This window comes from Streptomyces sp. AM 2-1-1 (genome assembly GCF_029167645.1).
Classification (GTDB): Bacteria; Actinomycetota; Actinomycetes; order Streptomycetales; family Streptomycetaceae; genus Streptomyces.
Genome location: NZ_CP119147.1, coordinates 2,428,189 through 2,448,556 on the forward strand (window position 1 = coordinate 2,428,189; position 20,368 = coordinate 2,448,556).

Below are 20,368 nucleotides of genomic sequence, written 5' to 3' on the forward strand. Positions count from 1 at the left end.
ATGCCCCAGTCGCTGGTAGGTCAGCCCAGCCGGGGCTGAATCTTCTCGATGAACACCTGCTGCTTCTGTTCCGCCGTCAGGTGGCAGGCGGAACCCCGTCCGGCCGGCAGGCCGGGGCGGTCGGTGACGCAGGCGTCACCGGGCACGTCCCCGGTGAACGCGCACCGGGGGTGGAACGGGCAGCCGGTCGGCGGGTTGAGCAGGGAGGGCGGCGAACCCGGGATCGGCATGAGCGGCTCGTCCACGCTGGAGGTGAGGCGCGGCATCGAGCCGAGCAGACCCCAGGTGTACGGGTGCTGGGGCGACTTGAGCACCTCGCGCACCGAACCCCGCTCCACGGCCCGGCCGGCGTACATCACCAGCAGGTCGTCGGCCATGTTGGCGACGACGCCGAGGTCGTGCGTGATCATGATGATCGCGGAGCCGAACTCCTGCTGGAGGTCCTTGAGCAGGTCGAGGATCTGCGCCTGGACGGTGACGTCCAGGGCGGTCGTCGGCTCGTCGGCGATCAGCAGGTCGGGGTTGCAGACCAGCGACATGGCGATCATGGCGCGCTGGCGCATGCCGCCGGAGAACTGGTGCGGGTAGTCGTCCACCCGCAGCGTGGGCTGCGGGATGCCCACCTTGGTCAGCATCTCGATGGCCCGGTCCCGGGCCTCCTTCTTGCTGGCGCCGGTGTGCTTGCGGAACGGCTCGGAGATCTGCCGCCCCACCGTGTAGTACGGCGAGAGGGCGGTGAGCGCGTCCTGGAAGATCATCGACATCTTGTTGCCGCGCAGCGACTCGAGCGTGGACTCGGACGCGTGCGTCAGGTTCTCGCCGTCGAGGAGGATGTCGCCCTCGACGGTGGTCGTCTTCGGGCTGTGCAGGCCCAGCACGGTCAGGTTGGTGACCGACTTGCCGGAGCCGGACTCGCCGACGATGCCGAGCGTCTTGCCGCGCTCCAGGTCGAAGGAGAGCCCGTTCACCGCATTGACGACGCCGTCCTCGGTGGAGAACTTGACGTGCAGATCGCGTACCGAGAGGAAGGCGTCGGACCCGGTGGGGGCCGAGGCCTCGTCGGTCTTGGTGAGTGTGGTCACGTTGCTACTCCTAGGACAGCCGCACGCGCGGGTCGATCACGGCGTACAGGGCGTCCACGACGAGGTTCAGGACAATGATGAAGGCCGCGCTGACGAGCATGACGCCCATGGTCATCGGCAGGTCCTTCTGCGTCACGGAGTCGATGGCCAGACGGCCGATCCCGGGAAGGCCGAAGGTGATCTCGGTGACCATGCCGCCGCCGAGCAGCGCCGCGATGTCCATGCCGAGGATGGTGATGATCGGGATGAGCGATCCGCGCCAGGCGTAGCGCAGGAAGACGTAACGCCCGCTCATGCCCTTCGCCTTGGCGGCCCGGACATGCTCCTCCTGGAGCTGCTCGATCATCGTGGAGCGCGCCATACGGGTGTAGTTGGCCGTGAAGATCACGGACATCACCACCCAGGGGATGAGCAGCCCCATGAACCAGGGTCCCACGCCCTCGGTGAAGTCGTGGTACTTCGGCTTGTCCAGCCAACCGGTGCTGTAGACGAAGATGCCGAGCACGATCGGACCGAGGAAGTAGATCTGGAAGGAGCTCAGCACCAGCGAGAAGGAGCTGACGACCTTGTCCAGCCAGGTGCCCCGGAAGCGGGCGGCGACAAGGCCGGTTCCCAGGCCCACGACGAGGAAGACGATGAGCCCGCCGATGGTGAGCGAGAGGGTCAGCGGGAAACGGTCGACGATCGTGTCCCACACCATCTGGCCGTTGTTGAACGAGACGCCGAAGCAGGGCGCGTCGCAGTGGCCGACCGAGAAGTCCCGGCCCATGAAGATGCCGACGAGGAAGGTCCAGTACTGGACCGCCACCGGCTTATCGAGGCCGAGGTTGGTGTGGATGATGTCCAGCGCGTCCTTGGTGCAGTTCTTGCCGCAGGCCAGCATCGCCGGGTCCTGTGGGATCGCGAAGAACATGAAGAAGGTGAAGGCGCTGATCAGGACCAGAATCAGGAACGCGCCGAGCGACCGGCGCAAGAGGAAACGAAGCATGGCAAGAGGCTGCTCTCAGGACGGCGGGACGAGAGGGGGGAGGTGGGGCGGATCCGGCAGAGGGGGCGCGCGCTCCGCCGCGCGCGCACCCCCGTGGAACTGCTGTTGCCGATTACTTCTTGAGGAAGATCTGCGTCACGTCGGTGTAGCTGGTCACCGTCGAGTAGCGCAGACCGCCGACGTTGGAACCCGCGATCTGGAACACCTTGGTGTAGTAGATCGGGGCAGCCGGGTTGATCTTCGTGGAGATGTACTTGGCGAGCTCGGCCCAGGCCTTGGTGGCCTCCGCGTTGTCCGTGATCTTCTGGATGCGGACGATCTCGGCGTTCACGTGCGGGTCGTTGAGGTGCGTGTAGTTCGAGGAACCGTCCTGGATGGCGGTGCCGTCGAACGACGGCGGGATGACCGTGGCGGCCGACGGCCAGTCCTGGCCCCAGCCGGTCATGTAGATGTCGTAGCCGTTCTTGACCTTACCGACCTGCTCGTACCAGGTGGCGGAGTCGATTTCCTTCTTCTCGACGTCCAGGCCGATCTTCTCCAGCGCGTTGGCGATCAGGACCGCCTGCTTCTGGCGGATCGGGGTGTTGGCGTAGGCGTAGACGATCTTCTTGCCCTCGGCGCCGGCTTCCTTGACCAGAGCCTTGGCCTTGACCAGGTCACCGTTGGGCTTGGCCTTGCGGTTGAACGGGTCGTACGTCTCGTCGAAGCCCGGGGTGGTGGGCGACATCAGGCTGCCGGCGACCTCGCCGCCGTACGCACCGCCGTCCGCCTTGGAGATGGCCGAGGAGGGCATCGCCAGGGTGATCGCGTCACGGACCTTCTTGTCCGTGACGCGGTCCATGTTGAAGTTCATCTGCCACACGTACGGGGCGTAGCCCTGGATCGTGCGGGCCATGGCGGTCTTGTCGCCGACGACCTTCTGGAGCTGCGTGGTGGCGACCTGGCCGGTGAACATCACCGCGTTCTTCGCAGCACCGCGGTCGGCGAGGAGCGTCTTGGTCTGGTCCTCGTCGTCGTGGTTGTACTCGATGTTGAAGCCGTCGACGTACTGGTGGCGGACCGCGTCGGTCTTCGCGTCCCAGTTGGTGTTGCGGACGAGCTTCATGCCCTTGCCGGGCTTGAACTCGGCGATCTTGTACGGGCCGACCGCGACCGGGGCGGTGTCGTACTTCGCCTGGGTGTCGGTCTTCTCCGGGACGACGGAGTAACCGGCCATGGCGAGCGCCTGCGGCAGGTCGGGCTGCGCGCTCGGGAAGTGGAAGACGACCGTGTTCTTGTCCGGGGTCGCCAGCACCGAGTCGGGCAGGTGCTTGCCCTTGTAGGGGCCCTCGTACGCCTTGCGGTACGTGCTGCCGGAACCGGACAGCCACTGCTGGACGAAGGTGGGGCCGTCGGTGAGGTTGGTCGAGTACAGGCGCTCGATCGTGTGACGGATGTCGGCCGAGTCGATGACGTGGCCGTTCTGGTCCTTCACGCCGGACTTCAGCGTGTAGGTCCAGGTCTTGCCGCCGTCGGAGACCTTGCCCGAGTCGGTGGCGAGGTCGCCGACGACCGTCAGGCTGCCGTCGGCGCCTTCCTTGTACGTCGTCAGACCGCGGTAGATCAGCTTGGAGAGCAGGCCGCCGTCGCTGACGTAGATCTGGCCCGGGTCCAGGTGGGAGAAGTCGTCCTCCTGGTAGACCTCGGCCGTGCCGCCGGAGCGGGCGCCCGCGACCTCGGCCGCCGGGCCGGTGGAGTCGGCGGCGGTGCCGAGGACGACCGCGTTGGACTGCGAGGACGCGTCCTTCTTGGTCTTGCTGTTGTCCTTGCTGGCGCTGTCGTCGTTGCCGCCGCACGCGGTGAGGGTCAGTGCGCCCGCCGCGACCGCGACCATCGCGGCTCTCGCCGAACGGTTCTTGAGCATAGACATGGAGTCGAGTCCACCTGCCTGTGAGTAGTGATCAGCTGTGCTGCCCTGCACGTCCGGTCGGTACCGGCGCCCGGGAGGCAGCGCCCCCGCGGTTCGGATCAGCGACCCGTCTTCGGGTCGAAGGCGTCCCGTACGGAGTCCCCGAGGAGGTTGAACGCCACGACGAACACGACCATGGCGATACCCGGGAAGAACATGTAGACCGGGTCCTGCTCGTAGACGTCCGCGCCCACGGAGAACATCCGGCCCCAGTCCGGCGTCGGTTCGACGTAGCCGACACCGACGAAGGAGAGAAAGGCGACCGAGAGGATGGTGCTGGGCAGCATGTACGTGGACTGCACCAGGATCGGGGTGACGAGGTTCGGCAGCAGCTCCTTGCGGATGATGCGCCAGGGGGAGGCTCCGGCGACCTTGGCTGCCTCGACGAACTCACGTCCGCTGAGCGAGAGGGTGACGGCGCGCACCAGACGGGCCAGGCCCATCCAGCCGAGCAGCCACATCACACCGATGATGGCGCAGGTGCGCACGTACGTCGGCGTCTCCTCGTCCGGGGCCACGAACACGGTCGTGATGACCGGCATCGCCGCCACGAAGAAGAGCTGGCTCGGGAGCGCGAGGAAGAAGTCGGTGACCCGGCCGATCCAGTAGTCGGTCTTGCCGCCGAAGTAACCGCCGACGAGGCCGATCAGGACACCCATGACCACCATGGCGATGGTGGCGGCGACCGCCGTGAACAGCGAGGTGCGCATGCCGTAGAGCAGCTGGGCGAAGACGTCGCGGCCGAGCGTCGGCTCGATGCCGAACCAGTGCTCCGGGGACATGCCGCCCATGCCGCCGGAGGGCATGTTGAACATGTCCAGGAGGTCGGGGTTGTCCTGCCCGTACAGCGTGTACGGGTCCTTGCCGTAGAGCTTGGTGATCACCGGCGCGAGGAGGGCGACCGCGAAGAAGAGGATCACTACGACCGCGGACACGAGTCCGGTCTTGTCGCGCTTGAACCGGCGCCACATCAGCTGGCCCGGCGAGCGCCCCTCGACCTTGGCGGGGCCGGTCGGCTTCTCGGGCTCTTTCTCGAGGACCGAGACCGAAGCCTCGGCCTGAATCCCAGTTGGACTCGTCATGATTCGTCCGTTTCACATGTAATTGACGGCCGCCGGCCCGCGCACGTGCCGCTTCTCAGCAGTATGCGAGGAGTCAACCGCACTGCGCCTGCACCGAGTTGCCGAACGAGAGGGCGGGTGCGGGAGCGTACGGAGCGGCGAGCAGGGCCAAGGGCTGATCTGCGCGGGTAGACCGCGGCCAGGGTGGACTCACCCCGGAGGACCGATACGAAGGATCGGGCGCCGGGCGGATCAGTACGGCGAGCGAGCGGATCCCCGGCGTACCGCCAGGGTTCGCGGGCGTCTGACGCGCCGGTCGGACGACGTGACCCACTGGGCGCTTGTGGCACCGTTCATGGGTTCCTCCTCATGAGTCCACTTGTTCTTCACTACGAAGCGGGCACGACGATCCCGGTCGACACCCCTGACGACGAGAGATCTGCGTACCCCGTGTGCTCGTGAGTCGGCACTCCCCACAGTGCGTGACTCATTGACCCGAGCTCAATGGAGCCAACTATTAAGTACGAGCGGGCCTTAAACCACACTTAAAGGGTCTCGGTTTGACAACATCGATACGGGGCGTGTGCCCGAAATCCGGACAAAGTGAGTGCAGACAGACACCCCCGAAACGGACTGTTAACACATGTTTCGGAGAGCGACGCCCGATAACCGGACGCGAAAGTGACGAAAATCAATTGACGAAGGCCCGGCCTCCCACAGTGTCTGCGGGAGGCCGGGCCTCATGTCAATGCTCTGGATCGGGTGGGGACCCGGCAGGGACGTGCCCCGGCCGGTGGCCGCATGTGATCAGCGCTTGGCGCGCGACGCGGTGCGACCGCGCTCCTTGGCGTCCAGGACGACCTTGCGGATGCGCACGGTCTCCGGGGTCACCTCGATGCACTCGTCCTCGCGGCAGAACTCCAGGGACTGCTCCAGGGAGAGCTTGCGGGCCGGGACCACGTTCTCCGTGGTGTCCGCGGACGCCGCACGCATGTTGGTGAGCTTCTTCTCCTTGGTGATGTTGACGTCCATGTCGTCGGCGCGGGAGTTCTCGCCGATGATCATGCCCTCGTACACCTCGGTGCCGGCCTCCGTGAAGATGATGCCGCGCTCCTGGAGGTTGACCATGGCGAACGGCGTGACCGTGCCGGAGCGGTCGGCGACGAGCGAACCGTTGTGGCGGGTGCGCAGCTCGCCGAACCACGGCTCGTGGCCCTCGAAGATGGAGTGCGCGATGCCGGTGCCGCGGGTCTGGGTCAGGAACTCCGTACGGAAGCCGATGAGGCCGCGCGAAGGAACGATCCACTCCATGCGGACCCAGCCGGAGCCGTGGTTCGTCATGGTCTCCATGCGGCCCTTGCGGGTCGCCATGAGCTGGGTGATGGCGCCCAGGTGCTCGTCGGGCGAGTCGATGGTCATGCGCTCGATGGGCTCGTGCGTCTTGCCGTCGATCTGCTTGGTGACCACCTCGGGCTTGCCGACGGTCAGCTCGAAGCCCTCACGGCGCATCTGCTCGACCAGGATCGCCAGCGCGAGCTCACCGCGGCCCTGGACCTCCCAGGCGTCGGGACGCTCGGTGTCGAGGACGCGGAGGGAGACGTTACCGATCAGCTCGCGGTCCAGACGGTCCTTCACCTGGCGGGCGGTGACCTTGTGGCCCTTGCCGCCCTTGCCGACGAGCGGCGAGGTGTTGGTGCCGATGGTCATCGAGATGGCCGGCTCGTCGACGGTGATGAGCGGCAGCGCGATCGGGTTCTCGGGGTCGGCCAGGGTCTCGCCGATCATGATGTCGGCGATACCGGCGATGGCGCAGATGTCACCGGGGCCCGCGACCTCGGCCGGCTTGCGGGTGAGCGCCTCGGTCATCATCAGCTCGGTGATGCGGACGTTCTGCTGGCTGCCGTCGCGCTTGATCCAGGTGACGGTCTGGCCCTTGCGCAGCTCGCCCTGCTCGACGCGGCAGAGCGCGATGCGGCCGAGGAAGTTGTCGGCGTCCAGGTTGGTGACGTGGGCCTGGAGCGGCGCCTCCTCGTCGTACTCCGGGGCCGGGACGTGCGCCAGGATGGTGTTGAAGAAGGGCTCCAGGTCCTCGCTGTCCGGGGGGACGGTGCCGTCCTCCGGCTTGGTCAGCGAGGCGACGCCGTCACGGGCGCAGGCGTAGACGATCGGGAACTCGATCTGGTCCTCGTCCGCGTCGAGGTCCAGGAAGAGGTCGTACGTCTCGTCGACGACCTCGGAGATGCGGGAGTCCGGACGGTCCGTCTTGTTGATGCAGAGGATGACCGGCATCTTCGCCTGCAGCGCCTTGCGGAGCACGAAGCGGGTCTGCGGCAGCGGGCCCTCGGAGGCGTCGACGAGCAGTACGACCGCGTCCACCATCGACAGGCCGCGCTCGACCTCACCGCCGAAGTCGGCGTGGCCGGGGGTGTCGATGATGTTGATCGTGATCGGTTCGCCACCGGCCTTGGGGTGGTACTTCACCGCCGTGTTCTTGGCGAGGATCGTGATGCCCTTCTCACGCTCCAGGTCGTTCGAGTCCATCATGCGGTCGTCGAGGCTCTCGGCGGCGTGCGCGGCGAAGGCGCCGGCCTGCTTGAGCATGGCGTCGACCAGCGTGGTCTTGCCGTGGTCGACGTGGGCGACGATGGCTACGTTACGGATGTCGTGGCGCGTGGGCATGGGTGGAATGCGCTTCTCTCGGATCGTGGGATCAGGCGTCGCAGTCGGTCTCAGGTCCTCGTACGCCCCGCCGGGCTGACACGCCACGGCTCGTCCCATGGTACGGGCCCGCCGCGCGGGGGGCTTCCGGGCCCGATCCGCGAGACCCCTCTCCCCCCGGTATTCAACGGATAATCAACGGTCGGTGCGGGTCCGGAGCGGTGCTCGGACGGATGCGGAGGCGGCGCGCGGCCCCCTGCGCGTCCCCTTTTCGCCGGTTTCCCGTCACCTTCCGCCGGGCCCCCGAAACCCGGCTCGCGCGCCCGGACGTGAACGTGCCCGCCGGGTGGTCCGGCGGGCACGTTCGAACAACGGGGCCCCGTCGAAGGCGCTCGGGGGTGCGCCGAGGGGGGTCCCGCGCTACTCGGTCAGACGGGCCGGGGCGCCCGCCGCCTTCTTGTCCTTGAACCCGATGTCCTGGTAGCGCGCCGTGCCGAAGCCGAAGGCGCCGACGTTCACCAGTTTCTTGTCGACCGCCACCAGCTGCGGGCGCTGGTAGAGCGGGATCGAGCCCGCGGCGGCCCAGATCCGGGCGTCCGCCTGCTTCATCAGGTCGCGGGCGGCGTCCTCGTCCAGCTCCGCGACGGCCCGGTCGAAGAGCTGGTCGATGTAGTCCGTGCCGACCCGGGTGTAGTTCTGCTCGACCAGCAGCGATCCGTCCGAGGCGGGGACCGGCTTGGCGAAGATGGGCCGCCCGTCCGTGGCGGGGTAGGCGCTGGCAGGCCAGGAGTACAGGGCCAGGTCGTAGTCGCCGGACGCGATGTGGTCCTTGAAGTAGCTCGCGTCGGAGACCTTGGTGATCACCGTGGAGATGCCGACGGAGTCGAGCATCGCCGCGATCTTCTGCCCGACGGTGCGCAGGGCGGCCGACTCGGCGCCCGAGGGGAGCACGAAACGAAGGCTCAGGGTCTTCCCGTCCTTGCCGATCCGGCTCCGTACGGCCGCGTGCGGGGCTGGGGCGGGCCGGGCGGGGGCCGCGGTGCCCACCGGGGCGTACGCGCCCGGGGCGCCCCCGGCCTTGCGGTCCTGGAGCGATGCCTGGGCGGCGGAGCCGTCGTCGCCCGGCTTGTCGTCGCCCCCGACGATGTAGCGCCCGGCGTCCCCGGCGTCGGCCTTCTCGTCGGCGGAGGCCTTCTCGGCGGAGCCGGGGGACGCCGCCGCGGAGGGCTCGGCGGAGGCCTTCTCGGCGGAGCCGGGGGACGCCGCCGCGGAGGGCTCGGCGGAGACGTCGGGGGCGGCTCCCGCGGCCGTGCCGGAGGCCTCGGAGGCCTCGGCGGACGCGTCGTCGGAGTCGTCTTCCGCGGCGTCCTCGTCGGCGTCCGCGGAGGCGGAGGGGGAGGCGGAGGCGGATGCCTTGCGCTTCTGGGCCTCGCTGCCCGCCTCGGTGCCCTTGGGCCTGCCTGCGCCGCCCGGTGTCCAGCCGGCGTCGGCGAGCAGCGCCAGGGCCTCCGCGGTGTCCTGGTCGCCGATGGCGCCGCTGCTGTCCGTGTAGCCGGGCTGGCCGGCCATCGCGAGGTGGCTGCCGAGCGGCTCGGCCGGGAGCCCCAGCGGCTTCAGGACGGTGTCGGCGATCTCCTGGCGGTCGAGAGCGCGGGCCACCGCCCGGCGCACCCGCTCGTCGGCCAGCGGCCCGGACTCCCCGTTGAGCGCCAGCTGCGTGTAGGCGGGCTCCAGGGATTTGCGTACGACGTAGGAGCGCAGGCCCGCCTGCTCGGTCTCGTAGGCCTCGATCGCCTCCTTGGCCTTCTCCCGGGACGCCTGCGCGATCTCGGCCGCCTCCTCGTCCGAGCCGTGCGCGAGCGCCCAGGAGCGCAGGGCGGCGGCGGGGGTGAGGTCGGCTTCGGGGCCGTGGGTGAGCGGGCGGCCGTTGCGGCCGTCGTCGCGGGCTGCGAGACGGATGCGCTGTGCGCCGGCGCCGTCGATGTCGGCCACGTCCACCGTGCCCTTCGCGAGCGCCGCGGTGCGCTCCCGGGGGGCGACCGCGCGGAAGACGATCTTCTCCAGCTTCGCCTCGTCGCCCCACCAGCGGGGGTCGCGGACGACGGTGACGGTCTTGGTGTCCTTGTCCACGGCGCCGAACTTGAAGGGGCCGCCGGTGGTTCTGAGGGTGGTGCGGGCCCCGTCGTTGAAGGCGTCCGGGGTGCCCATGACCTCCTTGGGGTACAGCGGCGAGAAGAGCGAGCGCCAGTCGGCGTACGGCTTGGAGAAGGTGACCCGGACCTGGAGGTCGTCGTGGCCGCGCTCGATCTTCTCGATCCGCTCGTATCCGGCGTTGCGGGCGGTCCAGTAGGCGGAATCCTTGCCGCTGAGCGCCCTCCACTGGGCGAGGAAGTCGGGGGCGCCGATCTCCCGGCCGTCGCTCCACACCGCCTGCTGGTTGAGCTTGTAGAGGACGACCTGCTGGGGTTCCCGGTCGATGATCTTCGCGGATTCCAGGTAGTCGGGATTGAGCCGCGGCCGTCCCTGTGCGTCGAGGGGGAAGAGCGTCGGCAGGAGCGCGCCGGTGATCCGGGTGGTGGAGGCGTCCGCGTCCGCCTGGAAGGTGTTGAGGGTGGCGGGCAGCGTGTCGACGGCCCAGTTCAGGGTGGCTCCCTGGGCGATCGCGCCGCGGGCGGCCGGGGCGATGTCCTGGGGGACGCGGACGACCGCCTCGTCCCCGCCGGATCCGCAGGCGGCCAGCGCCGGGAGGGTGAGCACCCCCGCGGTGAACAGCGCGAGGGCGCGGCGCTTGCGGACGGTCCCGCGCGGGACGCCGACGTGGGACATGGCTGGTACCTCCGGGGCCGGACGGACCACCCCGTACCGGAATGGACCGGATGACAGTTGCCTGCTGATCTGGTGGCATTAACGGTTGATCACACCGAATGCGTCTTTCCACTGAAAGCGGTGGCGCGGGCGCGCGGGCGCCGACACGTCGGCGGTGCCGCGCGACTCACCCGCGCGGGGGTACGGCCGGCCCGGACGGCCGCCGCCGGGCCCCGGACGCGACGGTGCCCCGGAACCGGCGGAAGGCCGGTTCCGGGGCACCCGGGGAGAGGCGCCGGCCCGTGCGGGGCCGGTGACGGGGATCAGCCGAGGAGCGTGATGACCTCGTCGGTGGTGGCGGTCTCGCCGAGCCTCGGGAAGATCTTCTCGACGGAGTTGGCGTGGGCGCCGGCGTCCATGTCGCTGATCGCGTCGGTCACGATCGTGACGTGGTAGCCGTATTCGTGGGCGAAGCGGGCGGTGGACTCGACACCGATGCTGGTGGCGACGCCGAGCAGCACGATCTGGGTGACGCCGCGGCGACGCAGCTGGAGGTCCAGGTCGGTGCCGTAGAAGGCGCCCCACTGCCGCTTGGTGACGACGAGGTCGCTCTCCTGGCGGCCGAGGCCGGGGACCAGGTCGGCCCAGTCGGCGGGCAGCTCGCCGCGGGGGCCCGCGGTCTCGTTGCGGCCGGGGGCTGAACCGGTGACGTGGACCAGCACGACCGGCAGATCCTTGGCGCGGAACGCCTCGGCGAGCCGGGCGGCCCGGGCGACGATCTCCTCGCCGGAGTGGATGATCGGCAGATCGAGGATGCCCTTCTGCAGGTCGATGACGACGAGCGCGGTCTTCGCGTCGAGCGTGGTGGCGGTCATGGGAGTGCTCCTCGGGGATGGGGTGCGGCCCGTGCGTACCGGGGCCGGGGCGGTGCGGGGGGGAAGGGTCTTCAGGGGGCGGCCGGGGTGCGCAGCGCCCGGTCGGTGACGGTCAGCACGATCAGCGCGACCCCGAGCCCGGCGGCGATCCACGCCATCAGGTGCAGCCCCGCGTCGGTGGCCGCCCGGCCGTAGGCGAGGGCGATCATGCTGGACGCGGTGATCGCTCCTGTGTACTGCGCGGTGCGCTGGAGCCCCGCGGCCGACCCGATGGACGCGGCCGGGGCGAACTGGGCGACGGCCGCCTGGTTGCTCGTACCGATCAGCCCCTGCGGGACACCGAAGCAGGCGCCCGCCAGCAGCAGCAGGACGAGCGGGGAATCGCCGGAGAGGAAGCCCAGCAGGACGGCCCCGCCGGTGAGCAGCAGACAGGCCAGGGTGAGCGGTCCCCGGATGCCCTTCGTACGGGCGCCGAGGAGCGAGCAGGCGAGGGCGGCGAGGGACATCGGGAGCATCAGCAGCCCGGTCTCCCCGGAGGAGAAGCCGCGGACCTCCTCCAGCCACTGGGTGAAGCCGTACATCACGCAGTAGACGAGGAGGTAGCCGAGGCCGTGCCGCAGGTAGGTGCGGGTGAGGGCGCCGTTGGAGGCGAGCATCCGCAGGTCGAGGAAGGGCGCGGGGGTCCGCAGCTGCCAGCGGACCAGGACGGCGCCCACCACCGCGAGGGGCAGCAGCAGCCACCACTGCGGGTGGGCCAGGTCGAGCAGGAAGAAGGCGAGCAGCGTCAGGGCGGTGGAGAAGAGCCCTATGCCGAGCGGATCGATTCCGGTCCTCGGACGGCTGCCGTCCTCGGCGGGCGGGCGCCCCCGGTCGGCCGGGATCCACCGCACGGCCGTGACGAGCGCGATCAGCGCGACGGGCACGTTGACCGCGAAGATTCCCCGCCAGCCGACCAGCATCACCAGCACTCCGCCGAGCGTCGGCCCGACGGCGGTGCTGCCGACCGCCGCGAAGGAGAGCCGCGCGAGGACCGGGCGGGGCGGCGTGCGGCCGACCCGGAGGCCCTCGTGGCGGAGGATCGACATGGCGGCGGGATAGGCGGCGGCGCTGCCGATGCCCAGGAGCAGCCGGGAGACGAGGAGCCAGGTGAAGGAGAGGGCGAAGGCGCCGACCAGTCCGGAGACCAGCACCACGACGAGCCCGGCGAGGAAGACCCGGCGCGGGCCGACGGAGTCGGCGAGCTTGCCGAGCACCGGCTGCGCGACGGCGCTGGTGAGGTAGAGGACGGAGATCAGCCAGGCGGTGCCGGCCGCGCCCACGGAGTAGGTGTGCCCGATCGCGACCAGGGCGGTCGAGATCATGGTGGTGTTGAGCGGGTTGACCAGCGAGCCGATCAGCAGGGGCGCCGTGAGCCGGGCGCCGAAGCCGAGGGTCCCCGAGGGGTCCTGGGGCGGGGCGGCGCTACCCGTTCCCCCGGCCGCCGCCGCGGGTATGAGCGGCGGGGTCGCGGCCGGTGTTCCGCCGGGAGCGCTCACCGCTCCACCAGCCGGTCGAGCAGGGTGACCGCCGCGGCGACGGTCCGCCGCTCGCCCTCGTCCATCTCCGCCGCGAGCGCCTCGGTGAGCCAGTCGTGCTTGGCCGCCCGGACTCCGGCGAGGGTGGCCCGGCCGGCCTCGGTGACCGAGACGAGGGACTTGCGCCCGTCCGCGGGGTCGGGGGCCCGCTCGACCAGGTGCTGGCCCTCCAGGGCGGCGAGCGTCAGCCGCATGGACTGCGGGCGCACGTACTCCGCCCGTGCGAGCGCCGCCGTGGTGGCCGGCCCGTCCCCGTCCAGCCGGGCCAGCACGGACCGCTGCGACGGCGTGAGCAGGCTCGCGGAGGACTCGGTGCGCAGCTTGCGCAGGAGCCTGCTCACCACCGCCGCGAGGCGCGCGGCCACCACGTCGGGAGCGGTGTCGTCCAGGCGCGGGGCGGCCGGCCGCGGGGCCGGGGCATCGGTCGATTCGGGCATATCGCCAGGCTAGAAGATGTACAGAGCATCTTGCAAGTTTGCCTGTCGAATGCGGCCGCCCCGGCTACCCCGCCACATCGGGCTCCTCCGCTCGCAGCAGGGTTCCGTCGATCAGGGGCGGCGGTGCGTTCGGAAGCATTCCGCCGGTGGGCCCGGCACCGACCGCGTTGCTCCTGGTCGGTCTGCTCACGGTGGGCGCGGGCCAGGCCTCGCGCGGCGGCCGTCGGACCGGGTGACGCGCGCCGCGCGGGTACGGCACGTACCCGGCCCGCCGACCCCCCGCCCGACGGCCCGCCGAACGCCCGGGTCGCGGGGTGCGAAACCTGGTCATAACCTCCCAGGTGTGGCGCCTCCCCCGAGTCGTATCCGCAGCTCCCGCCCCTGCCGGGCGCTGCTCGGCGTGGTGTTCGCGGCCCTCTGGCTGGCCGCCGGGGCCACCGCTCCGGCGCGGGCCGACGACCCGGTGACGCTCTCCCGGGACGGGCAGATCACCGACCGCACCGGGGCGCTCGGCGACCGCACCGGCGAGGTCGAGGCAGCCCTCGACTCCCTCTTCGACGAGCGGCGGGTGCAGCTCTTCGTCGTGTACGTACGCGACTTCTCCGGCCGGTCCTCGCAGAGCTGGGCCGACGAGACCGCGACCCGCAACGGCCTGGGCCAGGACGACGTGCTGCTCGCCGTCGCCACCCACGACCGGCAGTACGCGTACTCCGTCGACGAGGCGTCCCGGCTGACCGACGCGCAGTTGCGGGACGTGGCGAGCACCGCCGTCGTGCCGGCGCTGCGGGTGAACGACTGGGCAGGTGCCGCGATCGGCGCCGCCGACGGCTTCGAGGCGGTGCTCGCGGGAGAGCCGGTGCCCTCGCCCTCGCTCTCCCCCGGCCCGGCCGATCCGGGGTCGGGCGGTTCGGGCGGGACGGGCGCCGGCGACCTCCTGCTCCCCGCGGTCCTGCTCGTCGCGGTCCTCGCGGTCGCCCTGTACGCCCTCTCCCGGCGCAAGCGGCGCGCGCGGAGCCGGACGACTCCGGCCGCCGCCGGCTGGGGCGCCGGTGCCCCCGGCGCCGAGCCCGCCGCACCCCTGGTCCCGCTGGCCGAGTTGGACGCGCGGGCCAAGGAGATCCTGGTGGACACGGACGACGCCGTCCGCACCAGCGAGGAGGAGCTGGGCTTCGCCGCGGCCCAGTTCGGCGACGAGGCGGCGGCTCCCTTCGCGGCAGCGGTGACACGTGCGAAAGCGGAACTGACCGCGTCGTTCCGGCTGCGCCAGCAGCTCGACGACGCGATCCCGGAGGACGAGCCGACGCGGCACCGGATGCTGACGGAGATCATCTGCCGCTGCACCGCGGCGGACGAACGGCTCGACGCCGTGGCGGCCGACTTCGACCGGCTGCGTTCCCTGGAACAGCACGCGCCCCAGGCGCTGGCGGAGGTGGAGACCACCTTCCGCGGCCTCGCCGGCCGTACCGCGACGGCGGGTTCGACGCTCGACACCATGCGGACCCGGTACGCGCCGTCGGCGGCCGCCCCCGTCGTGGACGACGTCGAGCAGGCCAAGGAGCGACTGCTCTTCGCGACCTCCACGCTCAACCAGGCACGCCAGGCGGTGGACGGCGGCGACCGCTCCGGGGCCGCCGTCTTCGTCCGCGCCGCGGAGAGCGCGGTGCGCCAGGCCGCCACTCTGGTGGACGCCGTCGAGCGCCGGGCCGCCGAACTCGACGAGGCGGCGTCCCGCGTCCCGGCGGCGCTCACCGAGATGGAGACGGACCTCGCGGACGCGCACGGGCTGCTGCGGGGCACCGCGCGGGGTGTGTCCACCGCCGATCTCCAGGGGCGCATCGGCAGGGCGGAAGCGGTGCTGCGGGACGTACGGGGAGAGGTGGCGGGCGGACCGTACGACCCGATCGACGCGCTGCGCCGGCTGGAGGAGGCGGACGCGGTGCTGGACCAGTCCCTGGCCGCGGCCCGTGCGCGGGACCACGGCGACAGCCGGGCCCTTTCGTTGCTCGACCAGGCGATGCTCACCGCCCGCTCGGCCGTCTCGGCCGCCGCCGGCTACCTCACCACCCACCGGGGCGCGGTCGGCGCCCAGGCGCGCACCCGGCTCGCGGAGGCGCAGCGCCACATGGAGGGGGCGGGGCAGCTCGCCGCGGGCGGCGATCCGCAGCGGGCGCTGACCGAGGCGCAGCGGGCCGACGCCCTGGCCGGTCAGGCGCAGGCCCTCGCGGAACAGGACGTACGCGCTTTCGAAGACCGGTCCGGGCCGGGCGGCCCCCGGGGCGGCGGCATGGGCGGAGCGGTGCTGGGCGGCATCCTGCTCGGCGGCATCCTCGGCGGCGGAAGGGACGGTGGTCGCGGGTTCGGCGGGGGCGGGTTCGGCGGGGGCTTCGGGGGCGGGTTCGGCGGCGGAGGGCCCGGCAGCTTCGGCGGAGGAGGGACGCGGGGTCGCCGGGGCGGCGGCGGCCGCTTCTGACCGGGCCCGGGCACCCGCACCCCCTGCCTTGCCGAACCCCGCGCCCCTCGTCCCGTGTTCCCCGCCGCACCGCCGGGCGGCCGCACCGCCGGGCCGTTTCCCCCGACCGTCTCCAGAAGAGGAGTTCCCATGTCGAAGCAGACGATTCTCGGCCGTGTCGGCCGGCTCGCGAGGGCGAACATCAACGCCCTCATCGACCAGGCCGAGGACCCGCAGAAGATGCTGGACCAGCTGATCCGCGACTACACCCAGAACATCGCGGAGGCCGAGCAGGCGGTCGCCGCCACCATCGGCAACCTGCGGCTGACGGAGCAGGACCACGCGGAGGACGTGGCGGCGGCGAAGGAGTGGGGCGGCAAGGCGCTCGCGGCCAGCCGCAAGGCGGACGAGCTGCGGGGAGCGGGCTCCGCGGTGGAGGCGGACAGGTTCGACAACCTCGCGAAGGTCGCTCTGGGCAGCCAGCTCCAGGCGGAGAAGGAGGCGCGGACGGCCGAGCCGGTCATCGCCTCGCAGACCGAGGTGGTGGACGAACTGAAGGCGGGGCTCGACCGGATGAAGGCGAAGCTCGGCGAGTTGAAGGCCAAGCGGGACGAGCTGGTGGCCCGGGCCGCGTCGGCGCGGGCGCAGAACCGGATGATGGACGCGGTGAACTCCGTCGACGTGCTCGACCCGACGAGCGAGCTCAACCGCTTCGAGGAGAAGGTGCGCCGCGAGGAGGCGAAGGCGATGGGCAAGCAGGAACTGGCCGCGTCCTCGCTCGACGCGCAGTTCGAGCAGTTGGAGGGCATGGGCGACAGCGCGGAGGTCGAGGCACGGCTCGCCGCCCTGAAGTCACCGTCCTGACCGCCGGAGCGGGCGGGCGGAACGGGCGGCGGAATGCGCGGGCGGAACAGGGGAAATGCGCGGGCGGACCGGGGCGGAGGAGCGTGCGGGCGGAGCCGCAGCGGACCTGCGCCCGTCCCCTCGTCCGTCCCTCCGGCGGTCCTCTCCCCCGTCCGCCCCCGCCCTTTTTCTCCCCACGTGCCTCGTGTCAGTGCGTGCCTAGTACATGCTGAGCAGTTGTTCGACCGAGAGTTCGGCGGCGGGCCGCCCGTCCGGCAGTGCCAGTTCGAACCAGACGGTCTTGCCGCGCGGGGTCCGCCGTGAGCCCCAGGCCGCGCTGAGCAGTCCGACGAGCTGGAGTCCCCGCCCGCCCTCGTCGGTGTCACGGGCGCGGCGGCGCCGCGGCTGGACCAGCCCGGCGTCCCACACCTCGCACACCAGGGTGCGGTCGCGCAGCAGCCGGAGCCGGATCTCGCCCTCGCCGTAGCGCAGCGCGTTGGTGACGAGTTCGCTGACGAGGAGTTCGGTGGTGTCCACCAGGTCCTCGACGTTCCACTCGGTCAGCTTCCGTCGGGCGAGTTCGCGCGCCCTGCCGACCGAGCGGGGTTCCCGGGGCAGCGTCCAGTCGCCGACGGCCTCCTCGGGCAGCCCCTGGACACGGGCCATCAGGAGCGCGATGTCGTCCTCGCCGTGCCGGGTGTCCAGGGAGGTCAGCACGTGGTCGCAGGCGGCCTCCAGCCGCATGCGGGGGCCGGTGAGGGCCGCGCGCAGCGCCTCCAGCCCTTCGTCGAGCGGGTGGTCCCGCGACTCCACCAGGCCGTCCGTGTAGAGGGTGAGGAGGGCGCCTTCGGCGAGCTCGACCACCACTTCCTCGAACGGTTCGCCCCCGACGCCGAGCGGCATCCCCGGCGGTACGTCGAGGAGCCGGGCCGGAGCGCCGGGCTCGACGACGGCCGGCGGCAGGTGTCCGGCGTTGGCGAAGGTGCAGCGCCGGGTGACCGGGTCGTAGACCGCGTACACGCAGGTCGCGAGGTAGACCTCGGAGAGGTCCGCCTCGCGGGACTTCTGGAGGGCGCGCGAGGGCCACTGGGTGCCGCCGCCCTCCGGCCGGTCGCCGCCGCCGGGAGTGCCGAGGCCGCGGGCGACCTCGTCGAGGGCGTACAGCACTTCGGCGGGCTCCAGGTCGAGCAGGGCGAGGGTCCGTACGGCCGTGCGGAGCTCCCCCATGGCGACCGCCGCCCGCAGTCCCCGCCCCATGACGTCGCCGACGACGAGCGCGGTGCGGTGTCCGGGCAGTTCGATGACGTCGAACCAGTCGCCGCCGACCTCGGTGGTCGCGTTGCCGGGGAGGTAGCGGCAGGCGATGTCCAGACCCGCCGCCTCGGGAGCGCCGGGCGGGAGCAGGCTGCGCTGGAGGATGAGGGCGCGTTCGTGCTCGCGGCGGTAGAGGCGGGCGTTGTCGATGCAGACGGCGGCTCGGGCGGCCAGCTCGCCGGCCAGGTCCCGGTCCCGCTCGCCGAAGGGTTCGCTGCCCTTCGTACGGGAGAAGCGGACGAGCCCCACCACGGTGTCGTGGGCGATCATCGGCACCGCCAGCGTGGAGCGGACGAAGCCGGGTCCGTCGCCGGGTTCCTCCTGCACCCGGCCGGTGCGCAGGGCGGTCGCGCAGGCGGAGGCGTACGGGTAGCGGTGTACGGCTCCGAGGGCGGGCCCGGCCGTCCCGGCCGCGGCCTCCCGGTCGTCGGCGATCCACTCGCCGGTGCGTGCCCCGGGTACCCGGGCGCCCGGTGTGCCGGGGGCCGGGGGCCGGGCGTCGGAGACCGCGCTGGCCTCGGCGACCCGGCGCAACTCCGCCGACGCCGCCCCGGGCTCGGGTGCGGGGCCGCCGGCGGGCGGGGCCTCGGCGCCGGTGAGGACGGCGGGGAAGAGGTCGACGGTGGCGAGGTCGCAGAAGCCGGGTACGGCCACGTCGAGGAGTTCGCGGGCGGTGGTCTCCAGGTCGAGGGAGTTGCCGATCCGGGCGCTGGCCTCGTTGAGCAGCCGGAGGTTGCGCCGGGCGCTGGCCGCCTCGCGGGCGGCGATGTGCCGGCCGGTGACGTCGGTGGCGAGTCCGGCGACCCCGGTGGGCCGCCCCGACCGGGTGTGCACCCGGTAGAGGTTCATGGACCAGTGGCGGCGGTCGGTGTCGCCGGGGACCGTGCCGATGAGCCGGAGGTCGGTGACCGATTCGCCGGTGGCGAGGACCCTCTTCAGGGTGTCGGTCAGCCGGTCCGCCTCGGGGCGGGTGAGGTAGTCCTCGGCCCTGCGCCCCCGGTGGTCGGCGGCCATGCCACCGAAGACGGTGGCGAAGCGCTCGTTGGCCCGGACCACGGAGAGGTCCTTGCCGAAGAGCACGAAGCCGAAGGGTGATTGGCCGAAAATTGCCTGTGAGGCGGCGAGGTCCGTCTCGATGCCGCGCAGCGCCCGCACGTCCACCACGATGCAGAGGGCGGCGCGTTCGCCGGAGGCCGTCGCGCTCGGCATGACGTAGACCTCGGCGAGCCCGCGGACGTCCCGCTCCCCGGGTATCCGGAACGGGACGAGGCCCGTCCACTCCTTGCCGTCGAGGATCTCGCGGACCTGTCGGTGTCCGCCGCGCCGCAGTTCGGGAGGCATGAACGCCTCCACGGGATCGCGGCCGACCGCCTCGTGCGGGCCCATGCCGAAGAGATCGGCGGCCCTCGTGCTCCACTGCTCGATCAGGCCGTCCGGGCCCATCGAGAAGGAGGCAACCCTGATGTACTCGTAAATCGAGCCAGGCGGGCTGCTCTGCCACACGATGTCGCCCGCTGTCCCAGGTATCTCGCTCACGCGACCGTCCCCTCCAGCTCACACACCGGACCGGTCCTGTGCGCAGTATTCAGCACGAATGCCTCTCCCGACACGGCGTTCACGATCACAGCAAGGTCTCAGTCCTTCTCGTCGGCGGCCCCGACCTCAGGTGATCGCTGTGCGTCCCCCCTCCACTCCTAACCAGACAGAGGCAGCTCGAACCACACCGTCTTGCCGCTCTTTCCTTTGCGGGTCCCCCAGCGACGTGCGGAACAGGCCACCAGCTGGAGCCCCCGGCCGCCCTCGTCGTCGGGGCCGGCCTTCCGCCGGGTGGGGAGTTCCGGAAGCGGATCGGAGACTTCCACCAGCAGCCCGTGGCCGTCCGCCGACGGGTCGGGCGCCTGCGCCGGGGGGTCGGGCGCTTGCGCCGGGGGGTCGCCGGGCCGTACCAGGCGCACTCCGATGGGGCCGGTGGCGTGCCGGAGCGAGTTGGTCACCAGTTCACTGACCAGCAGCACCGTGAGGTCGATGACGGTCGGGCCGAGTTCCCAGGCGCGCAGCGTCTCGCGGACGGCGTTCCGGGCGCCCCGCACGGAGCCGGGCTCCGCCGGGAAGGACCACTCGGCACAGCCGCCTTCGGTATCGATCACGCCGATCACTTCCCGGGGCCGACAGCGGATTCACCCTCGACGGGTCAACCGGCACATACCCGTAAAGCGTGATGAACTATCACGGATCGTCACCTATGGGTCGTACGGGTGCACGGACCGTCGCCGACACCACTGGGCCGTGTCGGTCCACGCGCGTCGGATCAGCGGGCAGTGTCCGGTGCGGTGC

The 20,368-nt window shown here is 71.4% G+C and carries 13 protein-coding genes; 2 read left to right on the forward strand and 11 right to left on the reverse strand.

Going from position 1 to position 20,368, the window contains the following annotated elements:
• Window positions 1-20: 20 nt before the first annotated feature.
• From PZB77_RS10215 to PZB77_RS10255, 9 genes are all read right to left on the reverse strand, one after another.
• Entirely contained in the window at window positions 21-1,082 is a 1,062-nt protein-coding gene (locus PZB77_RS10215) for an ABC transporter ATP-binding protein (protein ID WP_275492258.1), read from the reverse strand.
• A gap of 10 nt (window positions 1,083-1,092) precedes the next feature.
• A complete protein-coding gene (locus tag PZB77_RS10220) occupies window positions 1,093-2,070 on the reverse strand; it encodes an ABC transporter permease (RefSeq protein WP_275492259.1) in 978 nt (325 codons plus the stop codon).
• A 112-nt stretch (window positions 2,071-2,182) separates the two neighbouring features.
• Window positions 2,183-3,979: an ABC transporter substrate-binding protein gene (locus PZB77_RS10225; protein WP_275492260.1), complete on the reverse strand. Its 1,797-nt coding sequence runs from the start codon at window positions 3,977-3,979 to the stop codon at window positions 2,183-2,185.
• Window positions 3,980-4,077: 98 nt separating this feature from the next.
• Window positions 4,078-5,100: an ABC transporter permease gene (locus PZB77_RS10230; RefSeq protein ID WP_275492261.1), complete on the reverse strand. Its 1,023-nt coding sequence runs from the start codon at window positions 5,098-5,100 to the stop codon at window positions 4,078-4,080.
• A gap of 786 nt (window positions 5,101-5,886) precedes the next feature.
• Complete coding sequence (gene typA / locus PZB77_RS10235) at window positions 5,887-7,758, reverse strand: translational GTPase TypA (RefSeq protein WP_275492262.1); 1,872 nt, start codon at window positions 7,756-7,758, stop codon at window positions 5,887-5,889.
• A gap of 399 nt (window positions 7,759-8,157) precedes the next feature.
• On the reverse strand, window positions 8,158-10,563 hold the full coding sequence (locus tag PZB77_RS10240) for an ABC transporter family substrate-binding protein (RefSeq protein ID WP_275492263.1): 2,406 nt from the start codon (window positions 10,561-10,563) through the stop codon (window positions 8,158-8,160).
• 302 nt (window positions 10,564-10,865) lie between these two features.
• Complete coding sequence (locus PZB77_RS10245) at window positions 10,866-11,417, reverse strand: isochorismatase family protein (protein WP_275492264.1); 552 nt, start codon at window positions 11,415-11,417, stop codon at window positions 10,866-10,868.
• Between the two features lie 71 nt (window positions 11,418-11,488).
• On the reverse strand, window positions 11,489-12,778 hold the full coding sequence (locus tag PZB77_RS10250) for an MFS transporter (protein WP_275495991.1): 1,290 nt from the start codon (window positions 12,776-12,778) through the stop codon (window positions 11,489-11,491).
• Window positions 12,779-12,948: 170 nt separating this feature from the next.
• The gene (locus PZB77_RS10255; RefSeq protein ID WP_275492265.1) at window positions 12,949-13,428 is read right to left on the reverse strand and encodes a MarR family transcriptional regulator; all 480 of its coding nucleotides are present in this window, start codon (window positions 13,426-13,428) and stop codon (window positions 12,949-12,951) included.
• A 400-nt stretch (window positions 13,429-13,828) separates the two neighbouring features.
• Here PZB77_RS10255 and PZB77_RS10260 point away from each other — a divergent pair, with 400 nt between their 5' ends.
• Window positions 13,829-15,898 carry a TPM domain-containing protein gene (locus PZB77_RS10260; protein WP_275495992.1) on the forward strand — a complete coding sequence of 690 codons (2,070 nt, stop codon included), beginning with the start codon at window positions 13,829-13,831 and terminating at the stop codon, window positions 15,896-15,898.
• Between the two features lie 129 nt (window positions 15,899-16,027).
• Window positions 16,028-16,741, forward strand: coding sequence for a PspA/IM30 family protein (locus PZB77_RS10265; RefSeq protein ID WP_275492266.1), 714 nt, complete (start codon window positions 16,028-16,030; stop codon window positions 16,739-16,741).
• A gap of 198 nt (window positions 16,742-16,939) precedes the next feature.
• Here the strand turns inward: PZB77_RS10265 and PZB77_RS10270 are convergent, their stop codons facing one another.
• Both PZB77_RS10270 and PZB77_RS10275 read right to left on the reverse strand, forming a co-directional pair.
• On the reverse strand, window positions 16,940-19,537 hold the full coding sequence (locus tag PZB77_RS10270) for a SpoIIE family protein phosphatase (protein ID WP_275495993.1): 2,598 nt from the start codon (window positions 19,535-19,537) through the stop codon (window positions 16,940-16,942).
• A gap of 191 nt (window positions 19,538-19,728) precedes the next feature.
• Complete coding sequence (locus tag PZB77_RS10275) at window positions 19,729-20,190, reverse strand: ATP-binding protein (RefSeq protein ID WP_275492267.1); 462 nt, start codon at window positions 20,188-20,190, stop codon at window positions 19,729-19,731.
• Window positions 20,191-20,368: the final 178 nt, after the last annotated feature.

Excerpts from the sequence above, each read along its gene's own strand:
- PZB77_RS10230 (WP_275492261.1), bottom strand. The coding sequence starts at position 5,100 with ATGACGAGTCCAACTGGGATTCAGGCCGAGGCTTCGGTCTCGGTCCTC.
- PZB77_RS10220 (WP_275492259.1), bottom strand. The coding sequence starts at position 2,070 with ATGCTTCGTTTCCTCTTGCGCCGGTCGCTCGGCGCGTTCCTGATTCTG.
- typA (WP_275492262.1), bottom strand. The coding sequence starts at position 7,758 with ATGCCCACGCGCCACGACATCCGTAACGTAGCCATCGTCGCCCACGTC.
- PZB77_RS10245 (WP_275492264.1), bottom strand. The coding sequence starts at position 11,417 with ATGACCGCCACCACGCTCGACGCGAAGACCGCGCTCGTCGTCATCGAC.
- PZB77_RS10240 (WP_275492263.1), bottom strand. The coding sequence starts at position 10,563 with ATGTCCCACGTCGGCGTCCCGCGCGGGACCGTCCGCAAGCGCCGCGCC.
- PZB77_RS10225 (WP_275492260.1), bottom strand. The coding sequence starts at position 3,979 with ATGTCTATGCTCAAGAACCGTTCGGCGAGAGCCGCGATGGTCGCGGTC.
- PZB77_RS10250 (WP_275495991.1), bottom strand. The coding sequence starts at position 12,778 with ATGATCTCGACCGCCCTGGTCGCGATCGGGCACACCTACTCCGTGGGC.
- PZB77_RS10265 (WP_275492266.1), top strand. The coding sequence starts at position 16,028 with ATGTCGAAGCAGACGATTCTCGGCCGTGTCGGCCGGCTCGCGAGGGCG.
- PZB77_RS10255 (WP_275492265.1), bottom strand. The coding sequence starts at position 13,428 with ATGCCCGAATCGACCGATGCCCCGGCCCCGCGGCCGGCCGCCCCGCGC.